Source organism: Rhodospirillales bacterium (assembly GCA_028824295.1).
Classification (GTDB): Bacteria; Pseudomonadota; Alphaproteobacteria; order TMED109; family TMED109; genus VXPW01.
In genome coordinates, this window is the sequence record JAPPED010000015.1 from 129,157 (window position 1) to 142,425 (window position 13,269).

Consider the following 13,269-nt stretch of genomic DNA (forward strand, 5'->3'; position numbering starts at 1 on the left):
CGTGCCGTTTTCGTTTGCCGCACCCTGGGCCCTGGCGGCCCTGGCCGGGCTGATCGCCGTGTGGTGGTTGCTGCGGCTTCGACCCCCGGCCCCCCGCCGGCTCCGATTCCCTGCCATCCGGCTTCTGTTCGGCCTCGACGATCGCGAGGAACCGCCGCATACCACGCCGCTGTGGCTGCTGATCCTCAGGATGGCGCTGTTCACACTGGTGGTCCTTGCCGTTGCCGGGCCTCGCTGGGACACGGACCCGACGCTGGAGGCGGACGGCACGCTCGTCGTCGTCGTCGATGACGGCTGGGCAAGTGCGCGCGGGTGGGAGAGCACGCGGCGGTCCCTGCTGCAGGTGATCGATGCCGCGCGGGCACAGGACCGTTCAGTGGTGCTGGCAGGCACGGCACCGGGAACCGACTGGTTCCGCTCGCAGGTGCCCGCCGGTCCCGAAGAAGCCGCGCGCTTGGCCCGGGTGCTGGCACCGCAGCCGTGGGGCGTCGACCGGCGGGCATTTCTCGAATCGCTCGTCGGCGCAGAGTTTGTCGACGTCGGCGAGGTCATGTGGTTCTGGGACGGTACGGACGGGGGTGACCCGGAAGCGACGGCACTCCTGGCGCAACAGTTGTCCCGGGTCGGCGCGCTGTCCGTGATGGCCGGGCCGGAGCACGAGGCCCCGTTGTCGCTGCTGCCGGCCGCGGAAGATGCAGACGGGATGGCACCGCGGCTCCGCCGCACGCACGACACGGGGCTCCAGGAGGCATGGGTGCGGGCGCTCAGTCTGGACGGTCGGGTGCTGACGCGGGTATCGGCAACGTTTGCAGACGGGGAGAGGACGGCCAGTGCGCCGCTGGGCCTTCCGCGCGAGCTGCGCCGCGAGGTCACCCGGATCGAGATCGAGGGTCAGCGCCACGCCGGCGCGGTCGTGCTCGTCGACGATCGCTGGCAGCGTCGCACCGTCGGGCTGGTGACGCTGGGCGACGACTACGCCGCCCGCCCGCTGCTGGCCCCGACCTACTACCTGCGGCGGGCGCTGGAACCGTTCGCCGAGGTCCGCCAGGGGCCGCTGGGGACGCTGCTGGAGGATCCGCCGTCGGTGATCGTATTGGCGGACGTTGGCCAGCTCCGTCCGGAGGGCCGCGACGCCCTTGAAGCCTGGCTGGAGTCAGGCGGCACGCTGGTGCGCTTTGCCGGCGAACGCCTCGTGGACGCGGACAGTCCGCTGCTCCCGGTGCGACTACGGGAAGGCGAAATGCGCTCGCTGGGCGGCGCGTTCAGCTGGGAGCAGCCGTTCACGCTGGGACCGTTCCCCTCGGAATCGCCGTTCGCGGGACTGGCTGTGCCGGAAGATGTCGTGGTCCACCGGCAGATGATCGCGGAACCATCGGCAACACTGGACGATCTGACGCTGGCGCGCCTGGCGGACGGGACACCGCTGGTGACGGCGGCGCGGAGTGGCCGCGGGGAGCTTGTGTTCTTCCACGTGACAGCGAACACGGACTGGTCGAACCTGCCGCTGTCCGGCCTCTTCGTGAACATGTTGCAGCGGATTGTCGAGCGGGCGGAAGGCGGCGATGCGCAACTGGGGTCTGAAGTGCTGCCGCCACTCTCGGTGTTGGACGGTTTCGGCCGGGAGATGCCGCCGCCGGCGGACGCCGTTTCGGTCGACGCTGCGCAGCTGCTGGAAGGGACCCCGGGGCCCGGTCACCCGCCCGGCTATTACGGCCATGACCTGTTCCGGCGAGCCCTGAATCTCGGTGGGACCATGGCGGACGTGCAGGCCTTCCGGGGCCCGCTGCCGGACGGCGTGGAACCCGTTGCCAGGTTCGGCACGACGACCGTCGACTTGTCGGCGTGGCTGTTTGCCCTCGCGCTCGCTCTGCTCCTGGTGGACATCGTGGCGGGTCTGGCGCTGCGCGGGCTGATCGGCGGCCATGGATGGGTCTCCACGGCGGTCGTCATCATCGTGCTCGGCGCCACCGAGGTGCGCGCCGAGGATTCCGTGCCCCTGGGAGCGCTGGCCATCCAGTTTGGCTACGTGGAGACCGGCAATCCGGAGGTCGATCAGACGAGTGCGCTGGGACTGGCAGCGCTCGGCCGGGTGCTGGGCGAGCGCACGTCGGTCGTGCCCGTGCCGCCGAAGCCGATTGACATCGAGCGGGATCCGCTGGTGTTTCATCCATTCGTGTATTGGCCGATCACCGATCGCCAGGAGGCGGTCTCGGAGCGGGCGGTGGAACGCATCGAGGCCTACTTGCAGACGGGCGGCATGATCGTGTTCGACACGCGCGACGGATCGCCGGTGGCCCAGCTTGAGTCGTCGCGTCACGGGGATCCGCGGCTTGCCGCGGTGCTCGGCTCGCTCGACCTCCCGCCGCTGGTTCCGGTCTCCGCCGGGCACGTGCTCGGCCGGTCCTTCTATCTGCTGGGCGCGTTTCCCGGACGCTGGGCGGGCAATCGGGTCTGGGTCGAGAGCACGGCCGAGCGATCCCGCGACGAGGTCGCAAGCGTGGTGGTCGGAGCGGCGGGTTGGGCGGCTGCCTGGGCCACGGATCCCTCCGGCCGGCCGCTGTTCCCGGTAACCCCCGGCGGTGAGCGCCAGCGCGAAATGGCCTACCGGTTCGGCATCAATCTGGCGATGTACGCAATGACCGGCAACTACAAGTCGGATCAGGCGCACACCCGGACCATTCTGCAGCGGCTGCGGCGCGCGGCGGAACGGCGCTGAAGCGGGATGGACGGGTACACGCTGACATTTGCTCCGCTGTTGCCGTGGAGCCTGTTCGCGGTCATGGCAGCGGCCACCACGGCGGTCCTCGGACTGGGTCTTCGAAAGCGGTCGTCCGGGATCGGCTTTCGGACGCTGGCAGCTGCGGCCCTGCTCCTCGCGATCGCACGTCCGACGGTAACCGCAGAGCAACGGACCGAACTCGCCGACGTCGTGCTGGTGGTGGCGGACGCCAGTCCAAGCCAGCAGCTGGGTGACCGCGCGGCGGCGACGTCGGCGGCGGTGCAGGCGATCCAGGACGAATTGACCGACGACGAGGGCCTCGAGGTGCGGGCCGTGACGGTGGCTGGCGGTGGCCCCGGAACAAACCTGTTTGCTGCCGTGCGTTCGGCCGTCGCGGACGTGCCGCCGGACGGTGTTGCCGGCGTGGTGCTGGTCACCGACGGACAGGTGCATGACGTGCCGGAAGACGTGTCGGCACTAGGCTTCGACGCCCCGGTGCATGCCCTGCTGACCGGGGCGCCCGGCGAACGGGACCGGCGCCTGGTAGTCGATGGGGCGCCGCGATACGGCATCGTCGGCGAGGCCGTGAAATTCCGGGTCACGCTGCTGGATGAAGCGGCGGTGGGGCAGGCGGAACCCGTCCACATCACCGTGCCGGGAGGGCACGTTGCGGAGCGGGTGCTGCAAGTCGGGATGCCCGCGGAATTCGAGCTGCCGCTGGAGCGGGCGGGCGTGGTCGCCGTGGCGCTGGAAGTGGCAGCCATTCCCGACGAACTCACGCCCGACAACAACCGGGTCGTCGTCCATGTGAACGCTGTCCGCGACCGGCTCCGTGTGATGCTGGTCTCCGGCGAACCCAGCATGGGATTGCGGCACTGGCGGAACCTGCTGCAGGCAGACCCGGCAGTCGACCTGGTGCATTTCACGATCCTGCGACCGCCCACCAAGCAGGATGCCACCCCGGTCCAGGAGCTGTCCCTGATTCCGTTCCCGGCCCGTGAACTGTTCGACGCCAACCTCGACGATTTCCACCTCGTGATCTTTGATCGGTATCACCTGCGCGGAATCCTGCCGCCGCAGTACCTTTCGAACATCGCCGAGTACGTGGTCCGCGGCGGGGCGCTTCTCGACATTGCTGGCCCTAGCTACGCTGGTCGCTTCAGCCTCGTGAACACGCCCTTGCGGGAAATTCTCCCGACCCTGCCGGCCGGGGACGTCATCGAGCGCCCCTTTGTGCCGGAGCTCTCGGAGGCCGGGCAAAACCACCCCGTGACCGCGGGCCTCGCCGCCGGCGCCGCCGACTGGGGTCCCTGGTACCGGATGGTGCGGGGCATGCCGGTGAAGGGCGAGTCCTTGATGTGGGGCGCCGACGGATGGCCGCTCCTGCAGCTGAGCCGTGTCGGCGAAGGCAGGGTGGCGCAACTTCTCTCGGATCAGTCCTGGGTCTGGACCCGGCCGGGTCCCGGCGGCGGACCGAGGGCGGAGTTGTTGCGCCGCGTCGTGCACTGGCTGATGAAGGAGCCGGACCTCGAGGAACATCTCCTGAAGGCGACGGTGTCCGATCGGCGCATCGATGTCCTTTACCGGAGTGTGGATACCCCGCTCCGCGAGATTACGGCGGTGGCACCGTCCGGCGCGTCTACGACGGTCCCGCTGGGGCCTGCCGCGGCCGGAACCGCGATCGCCTCGTTCGAGGCCAGCGAACCCGGACTGTGGACGTTGCAAGGGGGCAACCTGAGCGCAACGGCACTGGTCGGGGCAGCGGACGCGCTGGAACTGACGGAAATGCGGGCAGATCCCGGACCGCTGAAAGCGTTCGTCGGCGCCACGGGCGGCGGAGTGTTCTGGCTGGTGGATCACGGCGGGCCGCCGCCGTTCCGGCCGGTGACGGCCGGGCAGACCGCGGCCGGCGACAGCTGGCTCGGCCTGCGGCGTCATGGCCGTCACACGGTGACGGGCCTCGCCCAGTCACCGCTGCTGCCGTGGCCGGTGCTCCTGGCATTGGCGATGGGCGCGCTCTTTCTCGCGTGGCATCGGGAAGCGCAGTAGCCTTGAGCAGGGTTCCGGCCCGGGGCACCGTGCCCGAGTGGTGGGATCAGGCCACCCGAGCGCTGGCCCGGCGCGATCCGGTGCTGCGGCGGGTCATCGGCGCCTCGAAGGGCATGGCGCTCAAGTCCCGAGGCAACGCTTTCCAGTGCCTGGCCCGGTCGATCGTCGGTCAGCAGATTTCGGTGAAGGCCGCGCACGCCGTGTGGCTGCGGCTCGAAGCGCGCCTGGGGCGGGTCTCCCATCAACGAGTCACGGCCTCCGACTTGACCGAATTACGGGACGTCGGCCTGTCCGCGCGCAAAGCGGAATACATCATGGAACTGGCGACCTGGTTCGCGTCGCGTGCCGGCCGCCGGGTTCACTGGCCCGACCTCACCGACGCGGAGGTCATTTCCGTTCTCACCGAGCGTCGTGGGATCGGCCGCTGGACAGCGGAGATGTTCCTGATCTTCTGCCTGCTGCGTCCCGATGTCTTTCCGGTGGACGACCTTGGGCTTCTACGCGCGCTCAGTGAGTTGTATGGTAGTGAGAAGGGCCAGCGCTCGGCGGCTGAACAGTTCGGCGAGCAGTGGGAACCATGGCGTTCCTGCGCTACATGGCATCTTTGGCGCCACTTGGACCCGGTTCCAGTCGCCTACTAGCGTTAGGCATGTGGCCAGCCTGGGCGCGGCGTTGCCGCACCCGCACGTATCGCGAAGTTGGGGTTTGCTGGTGATGTGGATTCGGTGTGTCGCAGGTACTGCTCGCTGTCTGCTTGTGGCAGGAGCATTGGTGTGGGTAGCGTCGCCGGCCTCGGCGCAGCAACCCGCGGTGGTGGGGACTGACAAGGTGACGGCGGAAGCGGTCGATCAGACGGCTCCGACCATCGGTCGCTTCGTGACGCTGTTCGAGGCTGTCGTCCCAGCGCTGCTTGCGAGTCATGTAACCGAGATTCCAGTCAACATCGGTGATCGATTGGCCGTGGGCGATATCATTGCGGTGCTCGATATCGACCGACTGCGCTGGCAGGTCCAGCAGGCAAAAGCGAGCGTCGCTCAGAGCGAGGCAGGGCTGGCCGTGGCGCATGCACGGGCGGACCTCGCCCAGCGGCGTTTGGAGCGGGCCGAGGGCCTGCGTGAATCCACGGCGTTCAGTCAGGCGCAGCGGGACGATGCGCGGGGCGAAGCGGACATTGCTGCGGCGCAGGTTCAGGTTGCCCTGGCGGCACTCGAAGAGGCCAATGCGCGGCTGGACACCGCGGAGGATGACTTCGCGAGGGGCACCGTCGTCGCACCGTTCGACGGAGTGGTCGAGGAGCGCCATGCGGACCTCGGCGAGGCAGTACAGCCCGGCGGGCCTGTTGTCACACTGGTCAGCGAGAAGGCCCTCGAGATTGAAGCGGACGTTCCATCACAGCGGGTTGCCGCCCTGAATCCGGGCGCGAGGATCGAGGTGACGCGCGCGTCCGGCGAATCCGTCGGGACGACCGTGCGCGCGGTCGGTACGGTCGAGAATCCGCGGACCCGCACGCGGCGGGTGCGGCTGGTTCCGGAGCTTGCCGACTTGCAGCACATTCCCCCGATCGGCGAGGGCGTTACGGTGCACGTTCCCATCAGTGACACCGCCGTGCTGCCGACGGTTCATAAGGACGCCATCCTGCAGCGGCGGGGCATCTCGGTGGTGTACGTCGTCGTCGACGGCAAGGCGGAGGTTCGCCCGGTACAGCTGGGCGATGCGGTGGGAGACCGGTTCGTGGTGCTGTCCGGCGTGCAACCCGGCGAGGTCGCCGTCGTCCGCGGCAACGAGCGTCTGCTTCCAGGCCAGGCGGTGGCGGTGGCCCCACCCGCTGAAGGTGGGCAGGGAGACCAGTCGGACGCAGTCGCAGAGGCCGCCGCGACATCGGACGACGCGAAAGAATCCGCCCAATGAACCTCATCCGCCTTTCCATCGAGAAGCCGATCGCCGTCCTGGCGCTGGTCGTCATGATCGTGGTGCTGGGCTTTCTGGCCCTCACCCGGATCCCGATCCAGTTGGCGCCCGACGTGTTTACGCCGGTGATCTCGGTGACGACTTGGTGGTACGGCGCCAGCCCGTACGAAATCGAGCGCGAGATCGTCAATCGCCAGGAAGAGGTGCTCAGAGGTTTGGAGGGGCTTGAACGCATGGAGAGCACCTCGCGCGACGGGCAAGCCGAGGTGAAGCTCGAGTTCAATGTTGGGATCAACATGGACCGGGCGCTCCTTCTGGTCTCCAACCGGCTCAACCAGATTGACGACTACCCGGATGATGCCGGCGAACCGCAGCTCGATACCGCCGGTCTCGATGACAACGCGGTCGCATGGTTCATTCTCACGCGCACCGAGGGCAATGAGCGCGCCATTTCGACGTACGGCGATTACGTCGAGGACGTGATCCAGGACCGCTTGGAGCGGGTTCCCGGCGTCGCGCGGACCAACCTGTACGGTGGCACGCAGCGCGAGTTGCAGGTCACCGTGCAACCAGAACAGCTCGCCACCCATCGCCTCACTGTTCCGGCTGTGGTGGATTCGCTGCGGCTCGCCAACGCTTCGGTGTCCGCAGGGGATGTCGACGAGGGCAAGCGCCGCTACGTCGTTCGGGCCGAGGGCGAGCTCCAGACCCCCGAGCAGGTTCGGGATGTGGTGCTGGTGACCGACGAAACGGAGTCCGGTCGTATCGGACGCACCCGGATCGGAGATATCGCCAACGTCGAATTCGGGTACAAGACCCCGCGCGCCGATATCCGCTTCCTCGGGGAGTCGGCACTTGCCGTGAATGCGATGCGCCAGAGCGGCGCCAACATCATTGACACCATGGACGGGGTGCGGGACGCGATTGACGAACTGAACGAGTTCGCTCTGCCGAGCGTGGGCCTCACGATGCGGCAGGTGTACGACGAAACCATCTACATCGATTCGGCGATCGAACTGGTCCGCCAGAACATCTGGATCGGCGGGTTGCTCGCCGTGGTGGTCCTGCTTCTGTTCCTTCGTTCCTGGCGCGCGACGGTGATCATCGGACTCGCTATCCCGGTGTCGGTCGTGGCTTCCTTCGTCGCCATGGCGGCGCTGGGACGTTCGCTCAACGTGATTTCACTGGCCGGCATCGCGTTTGCCGTCGGCATGGTCGTCGATGCGGCCATCGTGGTGCTGGAGAACATCTACCGTCACAGGGAGGGTGGTCGCTCAGGGCCGGAGGCGGCGCATGACGGCACCCGTCAGGTCTGGTCGGCCGTGATGGTCTCCGCGCTCACGACGGTACTGGTCTTCATTCCGATCCTCGTCATGCAGCTTGAAGCCGGGCAGCTGTTCCGCGACATCGCCGTGGCTATCTCGGTGGCCGTCCTGATGTCTTTGCTGGTGTCGGTGACGGTTATTCCCGCGCTCGCGACTTGGCTGCTTGGCCCGGGCCGGGGATACCGCCGGATCAGCCTTGGCCCCATTGACTGGATTCCGCGCTTGGTGGCGCGCTTCTTCACGGGATACGTGAAGCTGGTCCTCCGTTCCCGGATGGCTTCGGCGGCGATTGCGTTGAGTGTCGCGACGGTCGCGCTGTTCGTGAGCTGGCAGCTGCTGCCGAAGCTGGAGTATCTGCCGGAAGGCAACCGCAACCTGATATTCGGCGTGATGCTCCCGCCCCCCGGCTACAATCTTGAAACGCTTACCGAGATTGCGGAGCGAGTGGAGATTCCGGTTCGGCCGCTCTGGGCGAGTGAGACCGGTCCCGAGGCGGAACCCGGTCAACCGCCCAAGATCAAGAACTACTTCTTTGTGGCCATTCGCGATGGTCGAACGTTCTTCGGCGCCAGCGCGATGCAGGAAACGCGGGTCCGCGAGCTCATTCCGGTTCTGACCCGGTCGTTGTTCGGCGAACCGGGAACGTTCGGCTTCTTCACGCAGCCGAGCTTGTTTCAGCGCGGCTTTGGGGGTGGGCGTGCGATTGATATCGATATCAGCGGCCCCTCCCTCGAAAACGTCGTGGCGGTCGCGCAGCAGGCCGCAGGCCTGATCGGCCAGGGATTCCCGCGCGAGCAAGGCAACCAGATGCGTCCGATCCCCGGGCTCGATCTGGGATCGCCTGAGGTGCAGGTCCGCCCGGACCGGGTACGCCTGTCGGACAATGGTGTGACGGCTCGCGAACTCGCCATGAGCGTCGACGCTTTCAATTCCGGGCTCCGCGTCGCCGAAATCACCGTGAATTCGGAGCGGCTTGACCTGACGCTGCAGGGCCCGCAGAACGATATCGACCACACGCAAGGCATCGAGACCCTGCCGGTCGTGACCCAAAGCGGGGAAATTCTCCCGGTAAGCTCGGTTGCCGATGTCCTGGTGACGTCAGGCCCCACGGAAATCCGGCACATCGAGCGGGAGCGCACGATTACGCTCCAGCTGCGGCCCTCTGACCAAATCCCGCTCGAAGCTGCGATTGACAAGGTCGCCGCCGAAGTCGTCGGCCCGCTCGAGGGCCAGGGGCTGCCCGCCGGGGTGAAGATCGCGATTTCCGGAACTGCGGACGAACTTACCCAGACGTGGAACGCGATGGTGGGGAATCTCATCGTCGCGGTGGTGATCGTCTATCTGCTGATGGCGGTCCTGTTCTCCAGCTTCCTCTATCCGTTTGTGATCATGCTGTCCGTACCGCCGGCGACGGCAGGCGGGGTGATCGGACTCTGGATCCTGAACTTCTACACGGTCCAGCCGCTCGACATGCTGACGATGCTCGGATTCGTCATCCTGATCGGCATCGTGGTGAACAACGCCATCCTGCTCGTGCATCAGTCGTTGCTGCACATCCGCCACGAGGGCATGCAGCCGCAGCCGGCGATTGTCGAGGCCACCCGTAACCGGGTGCGCCCGATCTTCATGTCAACGCTGACCACGGTTGCGGGAATGATGCCCCTGATCCTCTTCCCCGGCGCCGGCTCCGAGCTCTATCGGGGCTTGGGTTCAGTGGTCGTTGGAGGCCTGACGCTGTCAGCACTGATCACATTGATTATTGTTCCGCCCATGCTTCGAATCTTCGTCGCAGGTGAATCCAAACCGGCGACCCGGCAGCGCATGGCGGAACCGGAATCGGACGTGCTACCGCCCATACACGCGCCCCAGCCGTCGGAGGTGTAAGGAATTCATGGCTTCACGACGCATCCCGGCGCTCGCCGCCAACGGAATAAGTCGCCGCCGCGTCATCACGATCCTCGGCGCTACTGCGGGCGGCCTCACGTTGGGAGGGGGTGCACTGCTTCTGGGCGGTTCGCGAGAACTTGAGGCCGTCGAATGGAGCGGGGTCGCGCTTGGGTCACCAGCGAGGATCGCGCTGTACAGCGATGACCCGGCGCGTGCCCGGTCGCTGCTCGCGCAGGTCGCTGATGACATCCACACGCTTGAGGATGAGTTCAGCCTCTACCGGCCAGGATCTGCGATATCGCGACTGAACCGCACTGGCCGGATCGACAAACCCGGTCGGGAGTTCCTGCATCTGCTTGACGAATCCGCCCGGATGGCGGAACTGACTGGCGGCGCTTTCGATCCGACGGTGCAGCCGATCTGGGACGTCACGGCTGAGAGCTTTCGGAGCACCGGTCTGCCGCCTTCTCTCGACGCGCTGGACCGGCTCCGTCCGCTTGTGAACTGGCAGGGTGTTGATGCCTCGTCAGATGCCATTCGGTTCGCGCGCCCCGGCATGGCAGTAACGCTGAACGGAATTGCGCAGGGATTCATTACCGATCGCGTAGCGGACCGCCTCCGGGAAGGAGGGCTTCAGCACGTGCTCGCGGAATTGGGTGAAACACGGGCAATCGGGCGGCACCCCGATGGACGCCGTTGGCGGATAGGGATACCGGACCCGGATGGCGAGATGCTGATCGAGACGGTTCAGCTCGGCGACGAAGCCATCGCTACATCCGGTGGATACGGCACACGCTTTGATGCGGAAGGAAAGTGGCATCACATTTTCGATCCTGCTACGACCCAATCCGCCCATCGTCATCGCAGCGTTTCCGTGATCGCACCAACTGCTACCCAAGCAGACGCGCTGGCAACCGCATTCGCTGTGATGCCCGAGCGGGCAGCCGTGGAGGTTGCGACCAGCCTGCCGAACGTGCGCGTCCGCGTGGTCGACAACGCAGGGGTAGCACGCCCGCTGGGCGCGTGAACTTCCGGAGACTATCCCCGCAGTCTGGTCGAGAACTGCGTCGATAGGGATGGGGCGGCCCGACCGTCGGGCAGACCAGAAGTGGCCGCGCAGGCCCCGCGTCGCGTTGCCGTGATTTGCTCGCGTCGCGAGTTTCAGGGTGCCCGACCCCGCCATCGTTCCGTGTGCGAGGCTCGCGCGGCAACTGCGCATGCGGCGGTACGCCGCACGGCCTGAGCTGCTCGGCCAGCACCGGCAGTCCCTAGCCAGGCGGACCCGGGGTTCGGGACCGCTACTATCAATTGATTCCTGGCCAACCCAACGCGACTGCTGGTACATCATGCCGAGCTCCGACACCGGGCTCGATCACGCCGCGCCGGGTCGGCTACTCCGACACCCGAGGGTGCCGGACGCGGAAGTGTTCAACACGCGATGCTCACCCTGAAGGGAACCGCCATGACCCTCAAAGAGATGACCCGGACCCGGTCGTTGAAGACCGGGACGTTCGTCGTCGAATTCAACACCCCTGGAATTGGCCATGTGCTGAAGGCGGCAGGCTGCGACTTTGCCTTCCTGGACACCGAGCACAGCGGCTTCGGAATGGATGCGCTTAAGGCCGCGCTTCGTTACATGGAGGCCGCCGCGCTGCCCACGATCGTGCGGGTCCCGTCGGGAGAAGCCCACCACGTCAACCGGGCGCTGGACGCCGGGGCCGAAGGCATCATGGTGCCGAAGGCCGAATCGGTTGCTGACGTGAAGGCACTCATCGCGGCCTCCAAGTACCCGCCGGCAGGAGAACGGGGCGTCGCCCTCGGGATCCAGCACGACCGCTTCACGGAAGGGGCGGTGGACGACAAGTTCTCGGCGGCGAATGCGCGGACCGTCCTGTCGGTTCTGGTGGAGACGCAAGGTGCGGTGGATGATATCGATGCCATTGCCGCTCTTCCGGACATTGATTTGCTCTGGATCGGGCATTTCGATCTCAGCGTCAGCCTGGGAATTCCTGGCGAGTTCGATCACCCGGCATTCAAGGACGCGGTTGCGCGTACGGAGGCCGCTGCGCGCAGGCACGGCAAGTCGCTTGGGCGCCTGATCATGGATCCGGCGGCGGCTCCACCCCTATTTGCGGCTGGCGTGGATTTCTTCTGTTATTCAGGTGACGCGTGGCTGCTCCAGCAGGCGTTCCGGGATGGAGCCGCCACCATTCGGGGCGCCTGTACCGGCGACGTGCCCCGGGATCCATGACGATCCGGATGGAACAGGCGTCGTCGTCGGCTCCAGCCCCGGTCACCGATCTTCTGCGAACTTGAAGAGGGTCCTGCCTCCCCCTCGGGGAGTCGTTGCGCTCGGATCTCCGTGGCTTCGGACTGCCACGCGGGTCCGGGGCTATGCTCTCCGCCCAGCGGATGCACATACCCGAAGCCGTTCGCGTCGTGACGAGGCGGCTTCAGCGGTGGGGAGGAGATCATGAGCGATCAACGCGATAGCGGTCGAGGGAGTCGGACAAGGATCTCTCGAATCGCCCTGCTGGGGTTTGCGGTCGCAGTTCTGGCGGCGATAACGATGATGGCGGCGGCGCTTGGCTATCGCCTGGGCCTCTGGTCCTTTCGATTCGCCTTGCTGACGCTGACCGACTACGCCGCATACGCGGCGTTTGCCGGCGGCGCCATCTCGCTGATTGGCCTGGGCCGAAGCCTCCCTGGCAATCTTCCAGGCGTGGTCGTGTCGGTGATCGGCATCGCGGTTGGGGGTTACAGCTGCCACATGATCTACCAGCAGTGGGTGACCGTGAAGAGCGTACCGTTCATCCATGACATCACCACCGATACCGTGAATCCTCCGGCGTTCATCGCAGTCGTTGCGGCGAGAGAGGCGGAAGGCGCCAATCCGCATGACTACGCCGGAGAAACGGTCGCCCGTCAGCAGGAATGCGGTTATCCCGAGCTCGAGTCCTTCATCACTGACGCAGAGCCTGCGACGGCCTACGACCGCGCCCTCGATGTCGCCAACAGTATGGACTGGGAGATCGTGGCGGCCGACCGCGCGCTGGGCAGGATCGAGGCAACGGACACGTCGACTTGGTACGGCTTCAAGGATGACATAGTCGTTCGCGTCATCTCGGAAGCTGCAGGCACAGGTTCTCGGGTCGATGTGCGCTCACTCAGCCGGGTTGGGCGCAGCGACGTCGGGGTCAATGCCGCGCGAATCAAGGCTTTTCTTGCTGCACTTGACGTTGCGCTCTAGTGCTGGCCGCGAGTGCCTGTCGTTGTGACCAGGCGTGCCCGCGGAGACCGCCGTACTCGGCCGGGAAATCACTCGAGGCGGCTGCGGCATCGGTTGCTCCCGTAGGGCGAGCGCGATTGGCGGCGACGTCC

At 66.6% G+C, this 13,269-nt stretch carries 8 protein-coding genes; all 8 read left to right on the forward strand.

Going from position 1 to position 13,269, the window contains the following annotated elements; all coding sequences use genetic code 11:
* Position 1 precedes the first annotated feature (1 nt).
* The 8 genes from OXH60_07090 to OXH60_07125 all read left to right on the forward strand — a co-directional run bounded on the left by OXH60_07090 (position 2) and on the right by OXH60_07125 (position 13,138).
* Positions 2-2,716, forward strand: a complete 2,715-nt coding sequence (locus OXH60_07090; GenBank protein ID MDE0711884.1) for a DUF4159 domain-containing protein — start codon at positions 2-4, stop codon at positions 2,714-2,716.
* Positions 2,717-2,722: 6 nt separating this feature from the next.
* Entirely contained in the window at positions 2,723-4,768 is a 2,046-nt protein-coding gene (locus OXH60_07095; protein MDE0711885.1) for a glutamine amidotransferase, read from the forward strand.
* Between the two features lie 2 nt (positions 4,769-4,770).
* Positions 4,771-5,409 (forward strand): hypothetical protein, encoded by a 639-nt coding sequence (locus tag OXH60_07100; GenBank protein ID MDE0711886.1) that lies wholly within the window; start codon positions 4,771-4,773, stop codon positions 5,407-5,409.
* Between the two features lie 169 nt (positions 5,410-5,578).
* Complete coding sequence (locus OXH60_07105) at positions 5,579-6,676, forward strand: efflux RND transporter periplasmic adaptor subunit (protein MDE0711887.1); 1,098 nt, start codon at positions 5,579-5,581, stop codon at positions 6,674-6,676.
* On the forward strand, positions 6,673-9,885 hold the full coding sequence (locus OXH60_07110) for an efflux RND transporter permease subunit (protein ID MDE0711888.1): 3,213 nt from the start codon (positions 6,673-6,675) through the stop codon (positions 9,883-9,885). Before OXH60_07105 ends, OXH60_07110 begins: the two co-directional genes overlap by 4 nt.
* 7 nt (positions 9,886-9,892) lie before the next feature.
* Entirely contained in the window at positions 9,893-10,915 is a 1,023-nt protein-coding gene (locus OXH60_07115) for an FAD:protein FMN transferase (protein ID MDE0711889.1), read from the forward strand.
* Positions 10,916-11,350: 435 nt separating this feature from the next.
* Positions 11,351-12,139, forward strand: coding sequence for an aldolase/citrate lyase family protein (locus OXH60_07120; GenBank protein ID MDE0711890.1), 789 nt, complete (start codon positions 11,351-11,353; stop codon positions 12,137-12,139).
* A 222-nt stretch (positions 12,140-12,361) separates the two neighbouring features.
* Entirely contained in the window at positions 12,362-13,138 is a 777-nt protein-coding gene (locus OXH60_07125; protein MDE0711891.1) for a DUF1499 domain-containing protein, read from the forward strand.
* Positions 13,139-13,269: the final 131 nt, after the last annotated feature.

Bases quoted from the DNA above. Each gene is read 5' to 3' on its own strand.
- OXH60_07095 (MDE0711885.1), top strand. From the start codon at position 2,723: ATGGACGGGTACACGCTGACATTTGCTCCGCTGTTGCCGTGGAGCCTG.
- OXH60_07110 (MDE0711888.1), top strand. From the start codon at position 6,673: ATGAACCTCATCCGCCTTTCCATCGAGAAGCCGATCGCCGTCCTGGCG.
- OXH60_07115 (MDE0711889.1), top strand. From the start codon at position 9,893: ATGGCTTCACGACGCATCCCGGCGCTCGCCGCCAACGGAATAAGTCGC.
- OXH60_07120 (MDE0711890.1), top strand. From the start codon at position 11,351: ATGACCCTCAAAGAGATGACCCGGACCCGGTCGTTGAAGACCGGGACG.
- OXH60_07125 (MDE0711891.1), top strand. From the start codon at position 12,362: ATGAGCGATCAACGCGATAGCGGTCGAGGGAGTCGGACAAGGATCTCT.